The 22,886-nt window shown below is 42.8% G+C and carries 23 protein-coding genes, 1 tRNA gene and 1 riboswitch; of the genes, 10 read left to right on the plus strand and 14 right to left on the minus strand.

The features are described from left to right. Positions 1-616: 616 nt before the first annotated feature. The 6 genes from RE469_04365 to RE469_04390 form a co-directional block, all read right to left on the minus strand. Positions 617-2,140: a hypothetical protein gene (locus RE469_04365; protein ID WMT45432.1), complete on the minus strand. Its 1,524-nt coding sequence runs from the start codon at positions 2,138-2,140 to the stop codon at positions 617-619. A gap of 46 nt (positions 2,141-2,186) precedes the next feature. Continuing rightward, on the minus strand, positions 2,187-2,324 hold the full coding sequence (locus tag RE469_04370) for a hypothetical protein (protein ID WMT45433.1): 138 nt from the start codon (positions 2,322-2,324) through the stop codon (positions 2,187-2,189). Between the two features lie 302 nt (positions 2,325-2,626). Continuing rightward, on the minus strand, positions 2,627-3,259 hold the full coding sequence (locus tag RE469_04375; GenBank protein WMT45434.1) for a site-specific integrase: 633 nt from the start codon (positions 3,257-3,259) through the stop codon (positions 2,627-2,629). 171 nt (positions 3,260-3,430) lie between these two features. Next, entirely contained in the window at positions 3,431-3,583 is a 153-nt protein-coding gene (locus RE469_04380) for a hypothetical protein (protein ID WMT45435.1), read from the minus strand. Between the two features lie 196 nt (positions 3,584-3,779). Beyond that, positions 3,780-4,280 carry a hypothetical protein gene (locus RE469_04385; protein WMT45436.1) on the minus strand — a complete coding sequence of 167 codons (501 nt, stop codon included), beginning with the start codon at positions 4,278-4,280 and terminating at the stop codon, positions 3,780-3,782. Between the two features lie 335 nt (positions 4,281-4,615). After that, on the minus strand, positions 4,616-5,752 hold the full coding sequence (locus tag RE469_04390) for an IS256 family transposase (GenBank protein WMT45437.1): 1,137 nt from the start codon (positions 5,750-5,752) through the stop codon (positions 4,616-4,618). Positions 5,753-5,971: 219 nt separating this feature from the next. On the opposite strand from RE469_04390, the gene RE469_04395 reads away from it, so the two are divergent. Next, positions 5,972-6,280 (plus strand): hypothetical protein, encoded by a 309-nt coding sequence (locus tag RE469_04395; protein WMT45438.1) that lies wholly within the window; start codon positions 5,972-5,974, stop codon positions 6,278-6,280. Here the strand turns inward: RE469_04395 and RE469_04400 are convergent. From RE469_04400 to RE469_04410, 3 genes are all read right to left on the minus strand, one after another. Further along, complete coding sequence (locus RE469_04400; protein WMT45439.1) at positions 6,277-7,578, minus strand: nuclease domain-containing protein; 1,302 nt, start codon at positions 7,576-7,578, stop codon at positions 6,277-6,279. The two genes, RE469_04395 and RE469_04400, sit on opposite strands and share 4 nt — an antisense overlap. Then, on the minus strand, positions 7,565-9,748 hold the full coding sequence (locus RE469_04405; protein ID WMT45440.1) for an AAA family ATPase: 2,184 nt from the start codon (positions 9,746-9,748) through the stop codon (positions 7,565-7,567). Before RE469_04405 ends, RE469_04400 begins: the two co-directional genes overlap by 14 nt. 336 nt (positions 9,749-10,084) lie before the next feature. Beyond that, positions 10,085-11,512: a transposase gene (locus RE469_04410; protein ID WMT45441.1), complete on the minus strand. Its 1,428-nt coding sequence runs from the start codon at positions 11,510-11,512 to the stop codon at positions 10,085-10,087. Between the two features lie 268 nt (positions 11,513-11,780). On the opposite strand from RE469_04410, the gene RE469_04415 reads away from it, so the two are divergent. Then, on the plus strand, positions 11,781-12,647 hold the full coding sequence (locus tag RE469_04415) for a hypothetical protein (GenBank protein ID WMT45442.1): 867 nt from the start codon (positions 11,781-11,783) through the stop codon (positions 12,645-12,647). A gap of 183 nt (positions 12,648-12,830) precedes the next feature. Here the strand turns inward: RE469_04415 and RE469_04420 are convergent, their stop codons facing one another. Continuing rightward, positions 12,831-13,709 (minus strand): hypothetical protein, encoded by an 879-nt coding sequence (locus tag RE469_04420; GenBank protein WMT45443.1) that lies wholly within the window; start codon positions 13,707-13,709, stop codon positions 12,831-12,833. Between the two features lie 110 nt (positions 13,710-13,819). Between RE469_04420 and RE469_04425 the strand changes: the two genes are divergently transcribed. After that, complete coding sequence (locus RE469_04425; GenBank protein WMT45444.1) at positions 13,820-13,978, plus strand: AbrB/MazE/SpoVT family DNA-binding domain-containing protein; 159 nt, start codon at positions 13,820-13,822, stop codon at positions 13,976-13,978. A 54-nt stretch (positions 13,979-14,032) separates the two neighbouring features. Here the strand turns inward: RE469_04425 and RE469_04430 are convergent, their stop codons facing one another. Further along, positions 14,033-14,299 (minus strand): hypothetical protein, encoded by a 267-nt coding sequence (locus tag RE469_04430; GenBank protein WMT45445.1) that lies wholly within the window; start codon positions 14,297-14,299, stop codon positions 14,033-14,035. 277 nt (positions 14,300-14,576) lie between these two features. Here RE469_04430 and RE469_04435 point away from each other — a divergent pair, with 277 nt between their 5' ends. Then, positions 14,577-14,852: a hypothetical protein gene (locus RE469_04435; GenBank protein WMT45446.1), complete on the plus strand. Its 276-nt coding sequence runs from the start codon at positions 14,577-14,579 to the stop codon at positions 14,850-14,852. A gap of 45 nt (positions 14,853-14,897) precedes the next feature. Here the strand turns inward: RE469_04435 and RE469_04440 are convergent, their stop codons facing one another. The 3 genes from RE469_04440 to RE469_04450 all read right to left on the minus strand — a co-directional run bounded on the left by RE469_04440 (position 14,898) and on the right by RE469_04450 (position 15,966). Next, positions 14,898-15,359, minus strand: a complete 462-nt coding sequence (locus RE469_04440) for a GNAT family N-acetyltransferase (protein ID WMT45447.1) — start codon at positions 15,357-15,359, stop codon at positions 14,898-14,900. Positions 15,360-15,440: 81 nt separating this feature from the next. Beyond that, on the minus strand, positions 15,441-15,677 hold the full coding sequence (locus RE469_04445) for a hypothetical protein (protein ID WMT45448.1): 237 nt from the start codon (positions 15,675-15,677) through the stop codon (positions 15,441-15,443). A 216-nt stretch (positions 15,678-15,893) separates the two neighbouring features. Then, positions 15,894-15,966: transfer RNA gene (locus tag RE469_04450), tRNA-Pro, on the minus strand. Positions 15,967-16,264: 298 nt separating this feature from the next. Further along, a riboswitch (Fluoride riboswitch) is annotated at positions 16,265-16,336 on the plus strand. 13 nt (positions 16,337-16,349) lie between these two features. Here RE469_04450 and RE469_04455 point away from each other — a divergent pair. Genes RE469_04455 through RE469_04480 form a run of 6 tightly spaced genes read left to right on the plus strand, consistent with a single transcriptional unit; the run spans position 16,350 to position 22,877 of the window. Then, positions 16,350-17,294: a respiratory chain complex I subunit 1 family protein gene (locus tag RE469_04455; GenBank protein ID WMT45449.1), complete on the plus strand. Its 945-nt coding sequence runs from the start codon at positions 16,350-16,352 to the stop codon at positions 17,292-17,294. After that, entirely contained in the window at positions 17,291-17,944 is a 654-nt protein-coding gene (locus RE469_04460; protein WMT45450.1) for a hypothetical protein, read from the plus strand. Before RE469_04455 ends, RE469_04460 begins: the two co-directional genes overlap by 4 nt. Further along, positions 17,941-19,284 carry a hydrogenase 4 subunit F gene (locus tag RE469_04465; GenBank protein WMT45451.1) on the plus strand — a complete coding sequence of 448 codons (1,344 nt, stop codon included), beginning with the start codon at positions 17,941-17,943 and terminating at the stop codon, positions 19,282-19,284. Before RE469_04460 ends, RE469_04465 begins: the two co-directional genes overlap by 4 nt. Continuing rightward, positions 19,271-20,440, plus strand: coding sequence for a Ni,Fe-hydrogenase III large subunit (locus tag RE469_04470; protein ID WMT45452.1), 1,170 nt, complete (start codon positions 19,271-19,273; stop codon positions 20,438-20,440). Before RE469_04465 ends, RE469_04470 begins: the two co-directional genes overlap by 14 nt. Then, the gene (locus RE469_04475) at positions 20,437-21,105 is read left to right on the plus strand and encodes an NADH-quinone oxidoreductase subunit B family protein (GenBank protein WMT45453.1); all 669 of its coding nucleotides are present in this window, start codon (positions 20,437-20,439) and stop codon (positions 21,103-21,105) included. Before RE469_04470 ends, RE469_04475 begins: the two co-directional genes overlap by 4 nt. 2 nt (positions 21,106-21,107) lie before the next feature. Next, the gene (locus RE469_04480; GenBank protein WMT45454.1) at positions 21,108-22,877 is read left to right on the plus strand and encodes a proton-conducting transporter membrane subunit; all 1,770 of its coding nucleotides are present in this window, start codon (positions 21,108-21,110) and stop codon (positions 22,875-22,877) included. The last annotated feature ends 9 nt before the right edge of the window (positions 22,878-22,886 follow it).

The following is a 22,886-nucleotide window of genomic DNA, read 5'->3' on the forward strand; positions in this document are numbered from 1 at the left end:
CGGATTTTTCCGTAATGACAATAAATAAGGCGAATACCTGGGAAAATTTTAAACAATGAAGCCCGCAGGGACTCCTGGCAAAATCCGGAACCTGCATACCTGATTAAATCCGACTGCCCACCCTCAATTGAAGTTTGGCATTGAATGTGGACTCTCCATGATATCATTCAAAATCATGCATAGCCGTGGATAGTCAGAAGATATGGCCTTGATCCGCTTTAAATTTTAGACTGGGGCCCTTTGAAGTACAGTGACTTTTTGTCACCAAAGTTCCTAGCTCCGCTCAAACTGCTGATAAATTTGACTTTTGGCGCTGGCCGCTCCGGCAGGTACACTGACTTCACATATACCTGCCAACTTGCATTTTCTTTACTCTGACGGATATGTGTTCATTGACTGTTGCCCATTGATGCGACACCAGCGAGGATACAATCCATAAAATGCATCAGTGATCTAAGGCCGTCTTCATTGTACTAATTGAGCTTCGCTTTTAGCTCCTCATCCCACGCCGATAGATATTGACTGTACAATGCCGGCATCACGCAGCCTACCAGATCGTCATGCTTAGGGATCGATTAAAAGCTGTTTTAATTCTTAGGGGGTTGCCATTTTTCTTTTAGAAGTATTTCTTTGAATTACACTTAAAAATCATTTCGTTGTAAATCTTAGACAAACTCAAATATGAGTCGAGCGTATCATCTCGCTTAAAATAATCCGCTTCGCCGTAAAGGAGTTCTTCCAGATATTTCATCGCAAGGCAATATTCACTTATCCTATAAGCTGCAAAAGAAAGATTTTCTAATACTGAAATCTTGACTGACACCGATCCTTCATTAGGGGACGGCTCTTTCTCGGTCAACACATATCTAAAAGTTTGGAAGACTATGCTGCCATATGGAACATAGTTTCCTGTAAACTGATTCCTAGCGCTAAATATTTTTTCCAGTTCATTTACAGCCAAGCTATGTTTTCCATTCAGACCTAGAGCTTCAGCATGCCTGATTCTAAGCAAAGCCGATAAAAATTGATCTTTAACTTGACCAACATTCTTCATTATGGAAGTAGATAGCTCAAGCATTTCTCCATAATATTTCTGGTTTCTGAGCATGGATATAAGTTCCAGACATGTTTCGCCCCATATTTCTGTCCCCATGCTCAGCACCACCAGTTCCTTAGATAGTTTCAGCGCTTGACCGAGAAATCCAGATGAGATTAGGGCATCTGGAGTACTCATCAGGCGACTCACAATGTGTTGTGAGTCCCACCCTATTGATTGCATAGCAGAAAGTGTTTTGTCAATGTCGTTATCGTAAACTTTCAGCACCTGAGGTGATTGCAGCAGATTAGCTCGACTTTCCTCTTTTTTCTTCATGAACCAGAAGATCTCACAGGTGGAGTTTAAATGGTTGCACAAGTTGATAAAATAAGGAGAGAACTCAGAGACTTCTAGATGTAAGGCCTTAAAATACGGGCTTATTCTTACTTCATCGTCAAGAGTTCCCAAAGTTGTAAGCATACTCTCCCGCAACTCAATTAGATCAAGCCATCTTTCATGAAATATCTCTTTAACCATGATCGCCTTGAATTCGTTTAAAACTTGCTGGTTGCTTTTCAATGCTTGTTGCACTTCTTCTTCCCACATTTTCCCCGCTTCGTCAAGCAATGGTTCTTGTTTCACTTGGTCCAAACTAAATGCAGTGCTGTAACTTACTGCTCTCTTATCTTGGCCTATTCTTCCTATTTTAAGCACCAGATCTTTCATTTCATCGTTCAGCCTTCGTCTAACATGCCTCGGTTCATAGTTGCCGGTCTTGTTTTTTTTATGGAAAGATTCCAGTTCTGTTTCACCAGATAATTGCTGGGTATTAAAACGCCCTAAGCAGAGATCTCGCAGTATGATCTTCATTACAAATGATCTGTTGCTTTGAAAATTTGAGCTTCCATGTGACATTTGGAAAATTTTACGGAAAAAGCCCGGATCCCGAGTCCGACGGATTTGGAACCATAGGTGATCCCACTGGTACTGGAAATCATACTTTTCTGGGTCAGTCAAACGTTGCTGGTTGTAAAGAATTGCTGTTCTGTTTATGCCAAAAGTAATTTTCTGCCTCAGTTCTTCTCTAATTCTGTCTTCCACCATACTAAAAAATGAGGAAGGGTTATGAACCTTCCTTAAGTCGATAAATCTACTTTCCCCTAGATTTGTAATATGCCTGGTCTTTCTGGTTCATCTGGTTTGACCTGTTGTCGTTCATTGCCTTGTAATCAGAGCTAGTGGGGTTGTGAACATTTGACTTTTGGTCATTGGGGGTCCTGGAACTCATTCTTTATCACCTCCTAATTTTCTCAAGGCATTTGCTCCTTATTTCGATAGCGGACATTTTTTGAAAAGATTCCACTAAATGGATTCATTTGTGCATGGAGTATTCATCCAAGGTCAACATTGGCAGGATACTATTCTATGTATCATTTCAATATACCTATCTGATGACTGAAATAATTTTACCTTCAGCCGCTACTAACTTGTTAAAATAATAATATAACTAGTAAATTTGACTTGATTCTTTACCTTTCAAACAGATTTTTGATATTTGAAATTGCCAGTTCCGTCCCTCCACCCACTTCCTCATCTCACCCTCTCCATGAACTGCGACGTGTCCATTCCGGTTATCTGTGTGTAGATGCTTGTTGTGAATATTGAAGAATGCCCCAGCCACTGCTGCAGGACATTCAACGGGACATTGTCCATTATGGCCTTTACAGCAAATGTATGCCTGAACTTGTGTGCATGAATCCTGAAACCAAGTTTCTCCTGAATTTTTTTGAAATACAGATCAACAACCTGCCTTGACATGGGAAACAGTATATCCTCAGATTTAGTTGAAATGTTCATATCCAGGAGATATTCCATATAGGCATCCCTCAGATCAGCATGTAGTGGTATAATCCTGTACTTTTCTTTCTGAATCCCATTCCTGTCCTTTCCCTGCTTGAGTGTCTGCATCCTGACCGAATTTGTGGCCAGATTGATGTCTAATGGCCTGAGGATGAGGATCTCATCTATCCTACCACCAGTCCTGTATAGAAAGTTGACGAGGAGGTAATACCGTTTATGCCTGTCAGCCCTCCTTATGTCAGCATTGATCTTTTCGGCAATCTCGTTGAAGATCTGCTGTACCTCCTCATCTGAAAAGAAATCGATCGAGGGTCGCCTTCCTGAGGACTGGATCATCATGCTCTTGGGTATTGGAAGAGACATAACATGACAATATTTCAGTCTTTAAATAGGTTTGTTCATATGGTAACCTGGGAGAGAACCCGACTCAGAGGTTAGAGTATATAAATATAGAAAAGTCCACTGAATCATAACATGACAAAATGTAAATTTTGACATATTAAGAAAAGCCCTTTAAAAATGGCAGGGTGAAAATTACTTTCTCCCCTTCCTTGAAGATCTGTAGGCCGGATTGTTAGGGTTCATCTGGTTGCTCCTGTTGTTGGCATTGGCTGTTGAATCCCTTGACGTTGGATTGAGGGCAGCCGACCTCTGGACGTTTGATGAACGCTTCTTTTCTTCAGCCATTTCTGTTCAAGTAATCATGACATGACTGGCATATAAAGATTCTGAACACCGGCTGGGGATAAGCTCTCTATGAGAACAAAGAAAGGAGCAGTCATTAGAACTTTAGTCGTTGCCTCTAGAATATTTACTGGTTCTGTAAAAATTCCAAGCATTACTATTTGTCTATTCAAGAGGTGGTTCTTCTGATATGATGGCATTAAAAGAACTTAAGAAAAACCTCTCCTGCTTCTCCAACCTGATGCTCCCACTTTTCAAAACTTTGAGTATCTATATCTTCAAGTCCAAGGTATGCAACCAACATAATTTTCCTCCGACTTCCCCCAAGTTTCTTTAGTCTCGAAATATCTTCATTTATTCCATTCAGACCGTCTCTTATCTTTCGAAGCATACCCTTCTTAGTCAGAGAGAGCACAGTCTTAATCTCGATGCAATATTCCTCTTTATTCTGATCATCGTAATAGCGGATATCCATCCTCTTTCGCCCATCCGGATAGGATGATTCTACCTCCAGATTTTCTACTTTTAAGTTTTTTTCCAAAAGATGATGAAAAACTAAAGCAGTGAAGGTTGACTCAAATGGATATATATTCTCATCATTCTTGTTATCTTCATGTCTCTTTTTAACTATTTTCCTCAGCTCACATGTGGCATTTTCTGCCGCTTCCTTAAGTTTGCCCTCAAAGTCAGAGTCCTTCATAAACGTTCAATGGACAAAACTTTCCAGACTAATAAATTTAAGGAAGGAAAAATATTATGGAATAATGAAGAGGGTGAGGGTTAAGACCCACCTCACTTAAATATGCTACAACCCTGTAGCGGAAAGATTTCTTGACGGGACATCGTAGGCGATGATAATTCACGAGAAAATAAAAGTGAAAAGGCTATGAAATACATCATTTTTCACCATTATCTGGGTAAAATCGGACATTATCAAAATATTGCAAAATTAATTTATGATCGAGCGTTAACTTCTTTTGATGTCAGAGAGTTTTGCTTATCATACGGACCCATAGCGTCCCGAAAGTTGTGTACTTATAAAGGATACCTCTTCTGGAACATTTCCCCGATCTCGTCCTTGCATTTATAGAATCCTCTCAGAGATCTCTGTGACCATGCCTCATTTATCTCAGCCGATCTGAGATAGATGATCTTCATGGCGCTCTCCTCTGATGGCAGAGAATCTATTATCTTTATTCTGCGCCGTATTTCCTTGTTCATGCGTTCTATCAGATTTGTTGAATGTATGGATCTCCTTATGGATTCGGGATAATCATGGTACCTCAACAATATGCCTAGATTCTTCTCCATATTGTATATTGGTCTAGGATACCTTGAGGACCATTTATTCTTGAACTCCGTGAATTGGTTTAATGCTTCCTCCCTTGATCGGGAGAGGAATATTCCCTTGAGATCCGAATCAATCTCATTCCTGTCCTGCACACGTACATGGGATTCAAAATTCCTTGATGCATGTATGGTACACAACTGGAAATCAGCTCTTGGATATAATTGCCTGATCTCCTCCTCTATTCCCGGAAGGCCATCTGCTATGAATAGCAATGGTTCTTCCACTCCTCTTTCATGCAGGTCCATGAGAACATTCCTGTATGCAACATGATTTTCTACAGGATTCATGTAGAATCCCAGTATTTCATAATTCCCGGATTCCCTGATGCCCATCGCGAAAATGACACATTCCTTCTGGACTGTCTCTCTCCTGAGGGAGAAGAACATTGCATCCATGAATATTGCAATGTATCTCTTCTCCAATGCTCTGGAGGTCCATTTACTTATTTCAGGAACAGTGATGTCTGTGATCCTTGATATTGTGGATTTACTATACCTGTTGTGAAACAGTTCTTCCAGGATTTCAGCCATCTTCCTTGTTGAAATGCCCTTTGAGTACATGGAAACAACAAGATCGTCAATTCCAACATTCCTCTGATACCTGTCAAATAGGGCGGTCTGGAATTCATTGTCCCTGTCTCTTGGAACTCTGAGTTCATTTATTTTCCCATATCTTGTCCCTATGTCCCTCTCGTAATATCCATTTCTCTGGCCTTCCTTTTCCTCAAGGAAGGCCTGAATCTCTCCCTTCAGGAGAGATTCCATGAACTCCTTCACTGTCGATCTTACAATCTCAGATATCTTTTTATCAAGTTCTTCCATTGTTTATTGCCTCCTGGGTCGCTCCTGGAGGCATCCTTTCATTTTTCATGAAATTTCTCTCATGATCTAGGATAGTGCTAGACTCTCTTACACAAAATTCGGGATACTATCACGGACCTCGCCTGGTTTGGAAACATTAAGAATTCCGGTATCACGGATGAGATTAACTTCTGGATTACAGACAGAAAAATCAACCTGTTTCCAGGGGAGATATTCTTCATGAAGAATAACAGACGTTTTATCGGTATGGCTAGAGTGAACCGCGTTGAAAGTGGAGTCACAATAAAGGATGCCTGGGACAGGTATGGCATAGGCAACGGGGCTCTAGGGCTATTTGCCATGATTCAGCGCATATCGGAGGTTCTTGATGACAAATCAGCAAATCAGGACTATGCCATAACTTGCATTATCCTTTCCGGTTTCACTCCCATAAACCCGGTTTCGTTTGACGATGCCGGTTTACCATATTTCCAGACTAACAAACGCCTAACAGGAGATGAGACTGAGAAACTGCTCAAAATCATTTAAAATATAGTTCTGGCGATCTCGTTGAATACTTTTTCTCTGAATTCTTCTGCAAGATCCTTCTCCCAGGTGTCTTTGCTGAAATCTAAGCGCAGCATGCAGACCCAAAGCATAGCTCCATCTTTTTTGAAATTGTAAGGCCCTCCAATTTGGTTTTTATTGCCGGGGAATACCAGGATAGTTCCGTCCGCTTCATAAAGGTTGGAGTAGGTGAACATCTGATACAGGTCTGATTGAGTTATCCTGAAGATATCGTCATCAGAGTCTTCAGACGTCTCTTCAATTTCTATATCACGCATTATCTTATACTTCATGTCAAGTATGAATCTTTTGATGACATTTTCTTTCTTCACTTCTATCCACAAATCAGGTATTGTATACCTTAAGGCCCTTGACTGGTTGAAAATAAAATTCCTATGCTTGTACTGAGAGCATATCATTACTTCCCAATCTTGAAAAATAACGGACTTGTTTTTCTTAATGAATTTAATAAAGAATTCCTGAAATACCGTGTTCATATCGAATAGCATCATCATTGCCCGTTTACCATTGCCAGGCTCTGGTCTCAAATGTTTTATTATCAGGTCTGCGTAATTATACGGTATCTGGAATCTGTCGTTAAGACGATTGAAGCTGACATTCATTGGCAAAGTGTGATTCGCAATAAGCTCAGATTGAAACAACAGTTCGATGGATGTAAGCAAATCAAGATTCCTCAAGTCCTGCGTAAAGGTTGAAAACAGGTTGGTAGCATAGGCAAAGTATCTGTTCATCTCGTTATCGGCTGAAAATCTGAAGTCGGTAATATCAAAGACGGATTTATCCGGGCGGTTTAACTGTTTCTCCAAAATCAGTTTTCCTCTGAGATACCTACTCTCCTCATCTCTTCGTACGTATCGCCGAAACATCCCCTGGTTCAGTTCCTTTTCCAACGTTTTAGAATAGAACAATATGAGCAACTCAAACAAATCGTTCTTCTCATACTGGGGAGAAATCATAGTTTCCGGCTTAAAAAGAGATGAAGTAAGGTATGTGTAAAGAAGTATCCTCAGAAGATTTTTTATAGTATCGTTTTGAATCAAATCGGACTTTGCCCATACTTTCGGGAAAATGGAAACGGTAAAGTGTTCCGTTTGAACCGTACCAACATAATGCTTGAAATAGGCAGCCGAATTTTGCACTTTGAGGAATTTGGACATTTTCTCATCCTTCATGTACAAACTGGTTAGCTCCCTTAACAGTTGCCCGTCTGTGATACGGCCATATTCGGCAACCAGTTTAGTATACTTAGGACCGGTCAATAGTGTTACCTACCAAATCTTTGATCTCTGATTTGAAGCCTTCAGCGCTGTATAGTGAAGTGTCCATGGGATCGTAAAATGTGTTTCCTCCGTTTCCCTTCTTTGAGAAGAATTTTTTATTCAAAACTGTTTCGTAAAGGATCTCATCTCTGCCATAATACATCTCCTTGAGAAGTGGAATTATCTTATACATGAATGTTTGGCGAAGGGCCTCGTATGGATCTGCAGTAGAATCCTTAATATCTTTGAAGAAAGCGTGGCCGATCAAAAAATCTTCGCCCTTGGTTTCTAATATCTTTTGGTTAAGCATCTTGAATAGACCTATGACTGTATCTTGAAAATTCTGGTCGCTCGTAAATTGGTTGTTATTTAACCACCTTTTAATAATTTCATCACTCGGAGGAACCAAGAAAAATAAAAATCTTCTCCTTAATGCTACATCCAGTAAAGCAATGCTTCTATCTGAATCATTCATAGTTCCAATAATGTATACATTCTCTGGAACGGAAAACTCCTCATCAAAGTTAGGGAGATTTATTGCCATACCTTTTGATTCTTCATTGGATCTTTTATCATCCTCAATCAGGGTAATTAACTCTCCAAATATTCTTGAGATGTCTCCCCTGTTTATTTCGTCTATAATCATAACATATGATTTGTTAAGGTCTTTTCTTGCTTCGTCACATAGTGTCTTGAATATGCCTGGCACAACTTTGTACTCAATACCTTTGCCTTCTCCTGTTGTAGCTTTAATACCACCAATAAAGTCTTCATAGCCGTATGACTGGTGGAATGTAACAGTTCTAATTTCCTTCCCCATATCTAATACGGAAAGAGATTGGACTTTCTCCTGATCTCCTCTTAACAATTTTTCAATGTCTCCAATGCCCCTAATTTTATTGTGTGCTAATCCTCGGGCCAAGAGTTTTGCATAAAATGTCTTTCCCGTGCCGACTGGGCCGTGGAGTATTATATTCTTAGGTATGTCTCCACAAGTATCTTTATCTGGAGGTGATTGTGTATTGACTACGGACGTTGTTTGGGCAGTCGATTCGAAATAAGGCAAATTCTCATTGGTTTTTGAATTATACACCCTGTTAATTATAGAGACCAGTTCTTTAGGTGCAGCAGTGATATAAGCCCCCTGGTGTAAATCTAAGTCTTTATCATAAAAAAGACCTGAAGCAGCTTCCAGCAAATTCAGTAAGCTTTTTTCTTCGTTTTTACGAATCTCCGACCATTCAAGGGGTGAAGATAGTTGCCTGAACCCTTCCAGTTCCACCATGAAGCCCTCACTGGTCTTTGATGTCCCGGGGGGTATAGCAAAAGACTTTGCACTTTCTTTGGCCACCGATACACCCATTATAGAGTTTCCATTATCCATTACAAGGTGGATGATATAGTCCCCTGAGGAGATTAATTCCATGTTACGATATATTTCCCTACCAGAACTATCTGTCTTTGGGCTAAATAGCAATTTACCAATATCTGAGTTTGGACCTGTTGGTAATCTGTGGTTGCTTTCATTGGTTTTTTCTACGTACCATTTATGGTACTCCGGTTCCGGTTCTGGATCTTTTCCCATATTTTTTTCGTACTCATAAAACATCCAGTCAAGCGTCCAGAGATCAAGTTTCGTAAAATCTTTTAATTTAAGGATAACCTCATTCGCTACACTGTAATTCTTTATATATCCATAGGTAGAATCTGAAAATGTTACCAATTTCAAGTCCTTGAGAGCTGAGTATGAAATACCATTAAGGACTCCACAACTTTCGGGGAATTCGATCAACAAAATCGCTGTCATTAATGCAGGTCCCAAGCCTTTTGATAACTGATAGGCTTTCGAAAGACGCTCTCCAATCGGCCCTACTTTCGGATCTACTAGTATCTTTAAAGCTTCTCTGTTTTTATCAAAATTTTCCTTAACTTGATTAGAGTGCCTAAATATACCTTTCCAGTGACAATTATATTCAAACTGAGCAAATTCCTCAAGTTTTTCGTACTGAAGGGAATCTATTCTGTCTATACTGAATATTGGGGCATAATCACCTATCACAGATGCTTTATTTTTGTTCATCTCTAGCCTTCTGGTTTCATCAATATTTCCGTAAATGTCACTAAGAATCTTGGCTGCTTCTTTGACCTGGTCCTCAGATGGTTTTATCATTTTAATCGGATGTATAAACGTATAGATTCATAAAAAGATAGATACCAAATTTACCTGTATCATTCTTTCTTGTAGCTACAACATCATTAACCTCGAGGAAATTGATCTTTGCTGTTTTTCCATTAAAATTTCTGATATACCCTATTGATTTCACTTTTATGGTAACTCTTAGAGTGAGATCGATAAAGACCTGAGAACGCTGGACAAAGGCTTAAACCAAGATTGTTAGGTAGATTGAATAATTTATTTCGAAAATGTACTCTGCAGTTAAAATTGATAAATTTTTAAAGAGGCGATCGCAATCACTTTTGTATAATAACCTGAACTCCCCCTAATTTAACCCATAGGTATCATGTCCTTGAACAGATCAACAATCTTCTCAACCTTTTTTGGAACCGCTGCAAAGTATTCTGCACCGCTCTTTTCAACAATCCTCTCCATCTTTGACAGTTCAAAGATTATCTCGTTTACAGACATCTTTCCCAGTAAGTTGTGATCCTTCAGCACCTTCAGTATTTTGAATCTTATTCTCAGTGCAAGAAAGACAATGAAGAAGAATCCTTTCACTTTCTCATTATCCCCGAGGTATGTCTTGTCCGATTCAAGATCACCTTTCATTGTGTCGAAGACCTGTTCCACCTCCTCCCTTGACTTGTACTGTTCATATATTTCTGATGGATTTCGATCAAGATCGGATATTATTGCAAAAACACCCAGACGGTTCTTCTTATCCTCAAAGTATTCCATGTCTTTCCTGGAGGATGCAACATCCTTCAGTATTGATGATTCCTCCTCCGCCCTCATCATTGGATCCTGGAACATGTACACATATCCCAGTCTTGAGGATCTTCTTGAGGATTGTATTGGCCTTCCGTTGTATATGAACGCTGAATCAAATTTCACCTTATCGGGAACGAGGGTGGAATTCCTTCTCAATGGGACAATGTAGTGCATCTTCATCCTTCTCAGATCCTTAACCATGGATTCTGAGAATAAGCCCCGATCCATGATGAACCCTATTTCATGGTCATGAAAACGGTCGATGAAATATCCAAGCGACTTGACATCCTTTACTGAACCGTAGAACACATCCACTGCCACCGGTATCCAAGACTTCACGGAGAATGCCATTATTACTGTGACCTGATTCTCATATTCATGACCAGGATTGTATCCCTTCTCCGCAAGCTTGAGGTTCTTTGAGTATGATATGATGGATGTCATATCATAAAAAAGCAAACCGCCGGGTTCCATGAGTTTCCTGAACATTTCGTACAGATCCGGGAAATGATTCCCAACATATCCAAGAATTCTTGACAGTTCGTCAGGATCCAGATTGGGCTTCAGCGATCTGGATATATACAGCTTCTGGAATCTTGATGCAACAAGCCTCAGGGGCATGGGATCAATGGCCTTGATCATTGCCATTGCAATGATCTGATCCCGGTAAGGATGCTTCTCCATGATCGTATACATGTCCTGTGCAAGATTCCACACAAGCTGTGAGTTTCCGTATTCATACACCATGGAGGATGAGAATATCCTCTTTGGCCTCTTCTCCCTGTAAGTTCCATTCTCATCAATGGAACCGAGGAGTATGGTCTTCTTCACAGGCTTCTTTTTCTTTTTGTCCCATATGCCCTTTGCAACATACAGGTAATAGTTTCCTCCTATTACCTTAAGTTCAAGTTTCTTTCCCTGTTCGCTTTTCATCTTAAGGTATGTATCCTTAACTGCATCCGGGGCACTATGGATCATGGACATATGTGTTAATCACATGTGTTATTACTATTTACATGTTTCCACTGAAAATGGCCGTAATAAAGGGTTGGAAGAATAAGGATGGATTGAAATAAAAAATGACAACATCCTATCCGATCCCATAAATCACGGGTTCAGCTGATTAAAAAATATGGGTTAATGTGAAAGAGTTCAGGTAATAAGAGATAATACCTGTATAGGCGTTTGGGAAAATCTATGCCGAACAAATGTAGGGTAATTAAATTTAAGTGTTCCTATTTATTTCCAAGTTGTGTTTATCGAACTTCTAAATAATGAAATATTTAAAGCAAAAAACTTGGCTACAAACAAGAACTCACTGTGTGCAGTTACCTTTGATAGTTCCATAAGGGAAGTAAATGACGCATTGTACGAGGCTTCTCCGGGGAATGGTGATTACGACAACATCATCGTAAATGACGGTGATAGGTTAATGGGTTTTATTCCAAGGGAGCAATTGGAAGCTAACAGGGATAATATATCTCGGCGTAAGCATATGACTAAAAAATTCGAGAACTATACTTTATCGGCAGAAGAAAGTGTGAGAAGCATAGTAGAAAGAATTTATGTCGATTTTGAAAAAACTGGATCGTCTAATGCCTACTTGGTAAAAAATGATGATGAAGAGCTGGGGATAATGACTTACGCCGATTTTAACAGAAGGAGTGTTTATATCTATAATTATGTAATTATTCTATTCCTAGAACAATGGTTAAAAGAAAATATTAGCAAAACGTTTGTGACAAAATATAGAAAAATTAGCATTAATTGGATGAAGTCTCTTGATCAAAAGAGAACCACGGTGTTAACAAAGCGGTCGAAAGAAAAGGATGAAAGTACACTGGCTGTGGCAAGTATAGATGACCTCATTACAGTTTTTAAGAAGGAATCTGCCTTACAGTATATCAGAAACAAACACAGAGAAACTCTCCCGGATAAAACTCTGGCGGATATTGTTTCTATGAGGCCAAAGGTTATGCATCCAACGAAACTCTTGATTCCAAAGTGCGATATTAAAAGTGGGTTACTACGTCTAGTAAGGATATCAAGACTCGTTGATGATTTCATTCGATATGAAGATTCTAATAAGAAAAATCAAGGTTGGCCAAATGTGTTATAATGTGTCCAAACCACTGAGTAGTCGACAACTGCTTGATATTATTAAGATCATGCTTCAAGGTCTTTCATTTCATAAAACTGGGGTACAATAAAAAATTGCTCGAGTCGAATGGTCTCAGATTACAACAAGGAGAAATATTTACTAACAACTCAAATCTACTTTAGCATAGCTGCAAGAAAAGCGTTAAGTGAGTTTCACTTCGTATATGGAACTTAAATGGGCATTGATTCGCGGAATATAGGATTTCAATTCCTCGAACAGGGGAAAGAACAAATTCCTAGCCAAATTTTTTTGCTGGCAAAGCTCATTTAAGCCTATTTTTTCAAAGAGATATTCGGCAGATTGAGAAAAATATATTTCTCTCTTCATGGAAGTTTGAAAATCAGCCCATACATTTAACCAACATTTCAAGTAGGCAGAGTGGGTAGAATCGTTGTAAGCTATTGAAGCCGTTATATTTATATGCCCACTGTATGTTACATTTATAGACATATTTTTTCCAGCTCTCTTTACTTGTCCATTCTCTCTTCCGGGATAATTTTCGCCATGAGGATAAAGTTCTGCAATCTCTACTAATAAACCAATTAAATCGAGAGCAATATTCTCATCATCGTCAGAGTGGTAAAAATCCATATTTCCCGGAATAGAAAAACTATTGATTTTTCCGAAACCTAGTTTGATGTTTTGATCGAAGCACAAAAAAGCCTCTCTTGCTCCACCGTAAGAGCCGAATGAAGGCCATACTCTGTCAAAGTTGTCTTGATTTGTTATAAATGATGGAGTTATGTCTTGCTGTTTATTATTTAGAACACGCAGCTGTTCATTTTTTATTAGCGGCATCAATAATTTCTGATCCAGTTCACTTACGTAATTTGGAACGTAAGTCAGAGATAATTTGTATCTTACATAAAAATTGCTATTAAGTTTATCAGGTGTAACATAAGCCCCTTTTCTTCCATTATGTTTTCTAGGATTTGAGAAGTCTATATCGAAGAGGATGTCATCTTTAGAGCTGTTTAAATAAAGAATGAACTTAAAGGAATACTTATACAGTTGTATCATTTACTTCTACTCTAGAAACGCATTCTTTTTAAACTAATTTAAATATTTGCCGTGATTTCTTAAAAATACAACAAAATCAACTTTTTAATCTATACCTAGTATACCCATAAATGCCACAATTGCTAGATGTATCACATGTGTCAAAGAGAGGATCTTCTTTGAGGATAACGTTGCCTAAGACAATCCGTGAAAAGCTTGGGCTCAAAGAGGAAGACATCGTGGGATTTTATGAAGATAATGGCAGTATATTCGTCAGAAAGATAGAATAGAATCTTGCAGTTTCTAGTAGAGCTAGGACATGAGACCTCTGATCTATTTGTTCACTATATGGTTTCAACATCCCTGATTAATTCAGCCTCAATCAGCAAATACTGACCTCTATCGGTCCGTATCATTAGAACTGTGCCAGAATAAGAGAGAAATACGGCCTTAAAAGGCTCTCTCAGTTCCATGGGGAGATCAGGGCCCTGGCCAGGGCATGGATATCCGACAGCAGTGAACGGATCTCCGAAGTCCCTGCTGAAAGGATATATTGCAATATTCTGCCCTTCCCTGAGCTTCTTGATTTTCAGGATAACCTCCCTTTCCACGTGGGAAGTTGTCACCGGGAATTATTAAGCATTTTCCACAGTGCAAATTGCACGCAGGTTACCTTTATACTGGGAATGCCATCGCGGAATTTTTCTGTTCACGTGAAACGTTGGCTTCCCGCAGGTGTTTCCGCCATTAAATGATGTACAATATCGCATTTCAGAAACAAGCGGAATGCCATAATGACAGAATAACTGAATATATTGCCGCGGACTGATGGATGAAATTATAACCGTCCGATAATCTTTAAGTGTTGGAGTTCATAGCCGTGACAGAATGGATGACAGGCTGGAGAGAATCGTAAGGGGTCTCATCCCGGGCCAGAAAATTGCAGTTTACCCGCTGAGCACCAGATATGGTGATATTCTTACAGCATATGGCGAAAGGTGCAATACCTTTGAACCCTCTCAGGTATCCCTGGATGAACCGTTCCAGGCTGAATTCCTGAATTTTGATGGCGCAACGATCACAGTAAGAACGGACAAATACTCCTGCCTCAGGATAAACATCAGCGACCTAGAGAACATTGTCCCATTCAACTCAGCTGAATAAACTGTAAAAATGACTCTGGATTTCAAAAAATATAACTGATGGCTGCTAAAGATCCTTCAACATTGTAATGGCAGCTTCCTTGTAACCTGATGTCTGATAAAGATTCCTGGCCACCGTGTTGTAAGGAAATACGTTAAGTGAGATCTGCTTCACACCTTCCTTTTTTACGAATGATTCAAGCTCATTCATTGACTGCCTTCCATATCCCTTCCCCCGGTGCTCCTTAAAAATTATGATGTCCCAAAGATAGGCTTCCCTAACGCTTTTGCTTCTAATCTCGAACCAGATGTTGCCTACAACACCATCATTGTTCAGGATATGCATTATATGATGCCCTGTTGTCTTCAACCCATCGGGGAGATACTTTCTGAGCTGTTTCTCCGCCTCTTCATAGGTCATGTCCCTGCCAAAGAAACCCGCCTTCTGCATGTCATGCATTCCAGATTCTATGGAATATCTCCAGTATTCAGGGAATTCTTCCTCCTTTAAATATTCAAAATGCACCATATAATATTGGAAAATCACTTTTTATAATAACATTTGCTTCAGAAAAGTTAGTCTTTGCCAGATGGTGTATTCCCGTTAAGTTCAGTTATATACCCAGAACAGTATGCCTGTCAGCAGGCAAACCACACCAAGGATGCTGAATCCTCCGGTTGTGACGAGGAATATTCCCATGGCCATATCTCCTGCAAGTTCCAGTTTTATGGATCGTTTTGCCTTTCTCTCGCCCGTAACCGGGAACACAGGTTTCAATATGCCCTTGATTGCATAGTAGACGGAAGTCGGAAACAGGGAAACGTAAGCGAGAGCATTTACGGCCACGGCCCTGTTGAAGGGCTACCTGAGAGCAAAACCCATGGATATCCGCATGGTCCAAATCCATCTGGGGCACAGATCACTCCGGACGACACAGAGGTACACCCATGTGTCTCAGCATGAAGTTGCGGAGGTGGTCAGATCCCGCATTGGGGAGATATTTCAGGGAAGTGAAAAAATGATCGAATCCGTGCAAATGGACGAATCCGGACCTGGATCACATGGGGCTGCCCGGATTTGGACCGGAGTCTCAGGCTCCCAAAGCCCGTAGGATACCAAGCTACCCCACAGCCCCCTGGTGGAATCAGTACATCACTGTACGGATAAAAATTTAACGCAATTGCCGTGTTAGATGCGGCCTGATTTTTTGCCTGATGAATACCTTCTGACACCCGCATTATGATCATCGCCATCCGCAGGGCAATGCACCATTGTGCGAATGACCAGATGGAAATTAAGAAATAGTCTTCCATGATCATAGTCTGCCACTGTGATGAATTCAGCCTTGTCTGATATGTGATGAACGACGGGCAGACTGAGTGGTACCTTTTTATGCGCCTGAAGATGGATTTAAATAAATCATCAAAATATCCTGAGGTCCGTGGAATGGCGTTTCCACTAATTCAAACCGCCGGCTGAAGCTGGCTGATGACGCCTGCTTGAAACTGGTGGTTAAACATGGACATGATCACACTGGCAGAGACCTTAACTCAGTACTTCTTTGTTGTTCTCAGTGCCCCATTATACGCAGGAATACTTGCCAAGCTCAAGGGCATGGTTGAATCAAGAAGAGGTTCCAGTATATTCCAGCCTTACTATGATCTCTGGAAACTTTTCCGGAAAGTTACCATAATTCCTGTGGGTTCAGGTGTATTCTTCAGATATATTCCCTATGTCCTCTTCGGCATTTATTCTCTCATTGCGCTCATAATACCCGTACTTATTCCCGTACCCATATATTTCACTGCCTCCGGTGATTTTCTCAGCGGTGCCATACTTTTCTCGCTTGCAGCTTTCCTCAAGACTGCGGCGGCCATGAACTCCGGGAGCAATTATGTGGCCCTTGGCGTCTCCAGATCCATGTCATTCAATTTCCTCTCGGAAGGCACCCTCATAACGGTTTTCATTGCCGTGTCACTCCTGACTGCAACAAATAACCCGTATACAACAAATGCGTTCCTTGTATCCCATTCCCTTGAGAATCTATCCCTTGCACATATATTCTCAACACTGGCATTCTTCATGCTCTTCTTCTACGAAACCGGGAAGATACCACTGGAAAGCTCAGGTGTGCAGGAGCTTGGAATGATAGATGAGGGGCTGAATTATGAATACAGTGGAAAGCTCCTGGCCATAAACAGGTGGTCGTCATACATCAAGCAATACCTGCTGGGTTCCGTCCTCCTGAATGTTTTCCTTGTGCCATGGGGACTGTTCTCCTCATCACCGTATTTCCTGCTTGACATTCCGGTCATGATTGCAAAATGGATGCTCCTCATACTGATTGTCCTTGTGGTGGAAACGACGCTGGCAAAGCTGAGGCTCTTCAGGGTCATGGACTACCTTGCCACCGCCTTCACATTTTCCATACTTTTCCTCATCTTTGCTGAGGTGATACCATGAACAGCATCGACACTGTGGTTTACCTTATCTCCAGCCTGATTGCGATTTCAGCATTTTACATCCAGGGCCAGGAATTCATCGTTTCAATGATAAGGGGACAGTCCGTCCAGTCCGTGCTCATAGCAGTTGTTGCATTCATAATAGGCTGGCAGGAGAGGTCCTATGATTTCTTCATCCTGGGTGCGCTCATAATAGTCCTCAGGGCGTTTCTTGTCAATTACTTCCTCCAGAAAAGAATACCGAAGCAGAAGGTTTACCTGTATGAGAGGAAGGTGAGCCTCTCCTACCTGTTCCTGCTTGACCTCATATTCATCGTAATATCTGTGTTCATAATATACTCCATAGCATTCTCCGGAATAGTCCTGCATTCGTTCCTTGGGAATTCCGGAAATTCAGCTGTGCTTGTTTTCCCACTCACTCTCTTCTTCCAGGGGCTCTTTCTCATAGCCTCGCGCAGGACCACATTCACCCAGATAATAGGCTACGTTGAGGAGGAGAATTCCCTGGTTCTATTCGCAATGTTCCTTCTTCCCATACCAATCATAATTGAGGCCAGCGTGTTCCTTGATGTGCTTGCCCTTGTGGTCATATCATCGATAGTTGTACTGGAGAAATTCACCCACGAGCCTGTGGAGGAGCTGAGAGGATGATTCTGGGCCAGTTGCTTGCAGTGCTTATCATACTGATACCGGGAGCTGCCGGCATCCTGTACCGCACCGGCATAAAGCAGGCTTCCATCATTGGGGGTGCAGTTGATCTGGCCATTGCGGGCATAATGTATTTCATCCGCCCCCAGGTGGGTTTTTTCTTCATCCAGAATTCCACCATGGTCTTCATAGTAATGGTTCTGGCAGTATATCTGCTGTCAACAGTATATTCCACGAGATACCTGAAGGGCGTGGAGGTGATGGGCATCAGCGAACCGACCTACTACCTTCTCCTGAACCTCTTCACTGTTTCAATGCTTTTCTCACTGGAGGTAAACAACTATGGACTGATGTGGGTCGGCATAGAGGCCACCACAATCTCATCTGCTCTCCTTCTCATCACGGAGAAAACAGAAACTTCCCTTGAGGCAACGTGGAGATATATAGTGATAGTTTCAGCAGGAGTAACATTTGCTTTCATCTCAATAATTCTCATATATTATACTCTGGGCACCCTTTCCGTTTCAGCTGCCATATCCTCACACGTGCATTCCAGGATAATGGTCCTTGCTGTTTCGCTGGCACTCATAGGCTTCGGCACGAAAGTTGGCGTCTTCCCTGTCCATACGTGGCTTCCAGATGCTCACAGCGAGGCACCTTCCCCTGTGAGTGCCATGTTCTCGGGGGTACTGCTGCCAACAGCACTCTACGTGCTTTACAGAGTATACGAAATCGAGCCGGTGAGGGACCTGTATGTCTGGTTTGCCGTCATATCCATAGTGGCTGCATCAATATTCCTGGGTTACCAGGTCAGGTACAAGAGGATGTTCGCATATTCAACCATGGAGAACATGAATCTTGCACTTCTAGGGATCGCTGCCGGGGGACCGCTTGGAATTACCGGAGCCCTGCTGCTACTGCTTTCTCACAGCTTCGGAAAGGCAGGGGCTTTCTATTCATCGGGAAATGTGCTCAGGTTCACGGGAAAGAAGAAAATTGCAGAGATCAGTGGAATGGGCACTTCAATGCCCTACACGTCCGCTTCCCTGCTGATGTCGTCACTGGCTGTGACAGGTGCGCCACCCTTCGGGACGTTCTTTGGAGAGTTCCTGATCCTTGCAGATATACTCTCACTGCACATGTATGCGCAGTTCATCATAGTGATCATATTCCTGGCCGCTGCCTTCATATCAATGAACTATAACGTGACCGGGATGATATTCAGCGGAAACCAGCCCAACGTGGAGAAGGACCGGCTCATGCCGGCACTTTCCATGCTTTCTGCTGTCCTGCCGCTTTTCATTGGAATTTTCTATCTGGTGGTGTACATTGAGATATTATAGATTCGATAGTCCCCAGGGCAGATTCGTGGGAAATACGGAAAAGTATTCCGTGTATGAACAGGTCATATCAGAACAGAGGCATGAAATACCTGCAGAAACATACCAGAACCTCCCGGGAGAGTTAACGTTTGCATACGGCCCGGCAACGGGAGGCCTTATGGAATCTGTGGCCTTTGACATGCATACCCCCGGCGAAGTCATCAAGCATATTGAGGTTGACCCCTACGTGAAGACCAGGAAACTGAAAGTGAAGGGGCTCACACCGCGTGACGCTCTCCTGATGGTGGAGCGTATCAACGGATTTCATGCGGCCTCAAATGCTGTGGCATTCGAGATGGCAGTGGAGGATGCACTGGATATAGACGTGCCTGAGGGGGTTCAGTATTCAAGGCTCATAATGCTTGAACTTGAGAGGATAAGAAGCAACCTGGAGGTTGTGAAACGTGTATGTGAACCTGCCGGTTTTGGCGTTCCACAGAACCAGATTGCATACCTCAGGGAGAATGTGGCAAGGATCATATCGCGGCTTTCAGGGCACAGATATTTCTTTTCAGCTTCATCCGTAGGAGGCTGCCAGATCAGCAAATCAGGGATCGAAACCCGAATCGGTGGCGTAAGGAAAGAATTCCAGGAGATTTTCCATGCGCTGCTGCAGTCCAAGATATTCCTTAACCGACTGCAGAACAACGGAAACATCAGTGAAGGCAGCCTGCTTGGGCCAGCGGCAAGGGCTGCCGGCATGAACGTGGATGCCAGGCTGGACGAAACACTGATCCCATACAGGAAACTTGGCTTCAGACCCTTCATATTCGATGAGCCAGATGCATTCGGGCGTTTCTATGTGAGAAGCCAGGAGATACTTGCCTCCGCTGACATGATCCTGGAGGCCCTGGAGAACAGCGAAAATTCCACGGAGGCCGATACTGCTGGAATGAATGGTGAAGGCGCAGCCAGGATTGAGAGCCCGCAGGGGGATCTGTTCTACTACGTCAAGATCAGTGACGGCAGGATTGATGATATTCAGATGTCCTCTCCATCGCTGCTGAATATTGATGCCTTCAGGAAATCCATGGCAGGCAATATCTTCACTGATTACCACTTCAACTGGGAGAGCTTTGGCATCTGGATATCTGAACTTGCGGTGGTGATGCAGTGAGCAGCATATGGTTCCTCAATGGCGTGAAAAAGGGAATAAAGACCGAAAGGTATCCTTCCGCTGATCCTGCTGCCGCGCCGCTGTGGCCGTCACGCCTCTCCGGAATTGATGCAGGCAACTGCCCCGTTGATGCAATAACACCGGAGGGCTGGATCATGGAGAAATGCATATTCTGCCGCCGGTGCCTGCCAGATTACCAGCCCACGGGAGAACAGGGCATATTCACGGTGAAGAAGGCTGAGGCAATGTTCAGGAAGTCCTTTCATGTCTTCCCCCTGGATTCCGGTGCCTGCGGTTCATGCAACATGGAGTTTCTCAGCATATTTTCCCCACAGTATGATGCAAATCGACTTGGCATATTCATGGTGAACACGCCGCGGCATGCAGATGCAATTGTCGTAATGGGGGTCATGACGCCTGGAATGAAAGAGGCGCTGGACAGGGCCTATGAGGCTATGCCAGAACCCAGGCTTGTGATAGCCCTGGGAGCCTGTGCAGTAACGGGTGGCATTGTTGGGGATGCCCCGCTGGACAGGGAGAAATATCATGTGGAAATTGCCGGCTGCCCTCCTTCCCCCTACACAGTGCTGGCTGCTCTCAACGCTGCAAGAGGCGGCATCAACGGCCACACGGATTCAGGACGGGAAAGTACGGAGGTGCACTGAAAATGCTTCCTTACCTTGGAGTAGTGCTATTCGGTATTGCAGCCCTCCTGGGGATATTCAACAGGAAAGCCTCGTACCTCATGCTGACTGCTTCATCCATTGTATTCGCTGCCACCCAGTTTGTATACGGGAATTATCTTTCCTATTACTCCATCATAGCTGGAATTGTCTGGGTATTTGCCGGAATCTATTCATTATCTTACGGGGAGAAGTACGGCAGATGGCTGGCTTCCCTGATGTCACTCACAGTTCTGGGAATGTCCATCATACTGGTGTCAAACAATTATCCTGCACTTATAGCTGGCTGGGAGATAATGTCTGTGCCCTCATATGCCATAGTTGCCCTGAACAGGTCGCAGAAGGGGCCGGCGTTCACATTCATGACATTCAGTGAATTCAGCACTGTCCTGATCATTGCCGGCGCAGTGTCATCATTCGTGGCATCAGGGAATTCCTCCTTTGGCTTCATCCATTTGGCCACATTTGTCCCGCTCCTTCTCATTTCATTCGGCGCGCTCATAAAGATGGGCATGTCACCATTCATGATCAGCGAGTGGCTCCCCATAGCCCATGGGAATGCTCCCGCAAATGCATCGGCCGTATTCAGTGCAACAATGACGCTCATGGGTGTCTTCCTCATAACCAGGATGATATTCCTGAGTGCAGCAGGTCCTGCACTGGTTTACATAGGAATCCTCTTCCTGATCATAGGAAGCATCTCAATCCTGTTTGCATCCATCTATGCCTACATATCCGAGAACATGAAGATGCTTGGGGGCTTCAGCACCATAGAGAACCAGGCAGCCATTCTTGCAGCCTTCGGCCTCTACCTTGTATCCGGGAACAGCATCCTTCGTGAGTTTGAACTGGTTACCATAATCATCTTCGCGCTGTCCCACGCAGTGTCAAAGACTGGCCTTTTCCTTTCCATTGGGAGCACCAGAGGCGAGTATTTCGGGGAGGCCAGGGCACCGGAGGACAGGTGGATGCGTGTGGGAACCCTGCTTTCAACTATGTCCCTGTCCGGATTGTTCCCTGCCATTGGGGGGCTTGCAGTATGGATGCTTCTTGAATCCTTCTTCATGCAGGCGTATCTTGGCGGATATATTGGCATCATAGCCATAATAGTGGGGTCTGTTATTGCAATTTCGGAAGGCATGGCCACTGGCGCCATGATGAAGATACTGTCATTTTCAGCACTGTTCCGGGCCAGGAAAGGACATGCCAGCAGGGTTGAGACAGTGACTGTATTCAGTGTGGGTGCCACAATACTGGTACTTTTTGTCATTTCTGTGCTGCTGGTTCCAGCAGTATTCAGGGGAGGCATACCGTCTGTGCTTGTATTCAACGGGTTCACCATAGAATCCAGGTTTTCCGCTGCGGATTTCGGGCTGCTGTCACCGGACTATGTCATAGCACTCATAACAGTATTCTCGCTTGCAGCCTATGCCGTTTTCAGGAAACCAAAGACCAGGACAGCGGAGGTATGGAACAGCGGCAGATCAGTCTCCAGCGAATATACTTCGTTTGCCTATGCCAACAACATAAGGCTCATGCTGCGCAGGGTGCTCAGAACCAGAATGGGAAATGACAACCAGCCTGTTTCCGTAATAGATGTCTTCTGGTTCGCAATGAACTCCCTTGGAAGAGGTTACAGGAGAATGTGCATGATAGCAACAAGGAAATTCATGAACAGCTCCATAGCATGGTACATGGTGTACATGATAGTGGCGTTCATGGCGGTCATAATACTGGCTGTGGCGCTTTACTGAAAAATAAAT

The organism is Cuniculiplasma divulgatum (genome assembly GCA_031200235.1).
In the GTDB taxonomy this organism is placed as follows: domain Archaea; phylum Thermoplasmatota; class Thermoplasmata; order Thermoplasmatales; family Thermoplasmataceae; genus UBA509.

Coding starts and splice junctions, on each gene's coding strand:
- RE469_04380 (WMT45435.1), bottom strand. CDS start 3,583: ATGGCTGAAGAAAAGAAGCGTTCATCAAACGTCCAGAGGTCGGCTGCC.
- RE469_04410 (WMT45441.1), bottom strand. CDS start 11,512: ATGTCCATGATCCATAGTGCCCCGGATGCAGTTAAGGATACATACCTT.
- RE469_04440 (WMT45447.1), bottom strand. CDS start 15,359: ATGGTGCATTTTGAATATTTAAAGGAGGAAGAATTCCCTGAATACTGG.
- RE469_04455 (WMT45449.1), top strand. CDS start 16,350: ATGGACATGATCACACTGGCAGAGACCTTAACTCAGTACTTCTTTGTT.
- RE469_04390 (WMT45437.1), bottom strand. CDS start 5,752: ATGGAAGAACTTGATAAAAAGATATCTGAGATTGTAAGATCGACAGTG.
- RE469_04395 (WMT45438.1), top strand. CDS start 5,972: ATGAAGAATAACAGACGTTTTATCGGTATGGCTAGAGTGAACCGCGTT.
- RE469_04385 (WMT45436.1), bottom strand. CDS start 4,280: ATGAAGGACTCTGACTTTGAGGGCAAACTTAAGGAAGCGGCAGAAAAT.
- RE469_04375 (WMT45434.1), bottom strand. CDS start 3,259: ATGTCTCTTCCAATACCCAAGAGCATGATGATCCAGTCCTCAGGAAGG.
- RE469_04405 (WMT45440.1), bottom strand. CDS start 9,748: ATGATAAAACCATCTGAGGACCAGGTCAAAGAAGCAGCCAAGATTCTT.
- RE469_04460 (WMT45450.1), top strand. CDS start 17,291: ATGAACAGCATCGACACTGTGGTTTACCTTATCTCCAGCCTGATTGCG.
- RE469_04465 (WMT45451.1), top strand. CDS start 17,941: ATGATTCTGGGCCAGTTGCTTGCAGTGCTTATCATACTGATACCGGGA.
- RE469_04365 (WMT45432.1), bottom strand. CDS start 2,140: ATGGTGGAAGACAGAATTAGAGAAGAACTGAGGCAGAAAATTACTTTT.
- RE469_04480 (WMT45454.1), top strand. CDS start 21,108: ATGCTTCCTTACCTTGGAGTAGTGCTATTCGGTATTGCAGCCCTCCTG.
- RE469_04425 (WMT45444.1), top strand. CDS start 13,820: ATGCCACAATTGCTAGATGTATCACATGTGTCAAAGAGAGGATCTTCT.
- RE469_04370 (WMT45433.1), bottom strand. CDS start 2,324: ATGAGTTCCAGGACCCCCAATGACCAAAAGTCAAATGTTCACAACCCC.
- RE469_04435 (WMT45446.1), top strand. CDS start 14,577: ATGGATGACAGGCTGGAGAGAATCGTAAGGGGTCTCATCCCGGGCCAG.
- RE469_04420 (WMT45443.1), bottom strand. CDS start 13,709: ATGATACAACTGTATAAGTATTCCTTTAAGTTCATTCTTTATTTAAAC.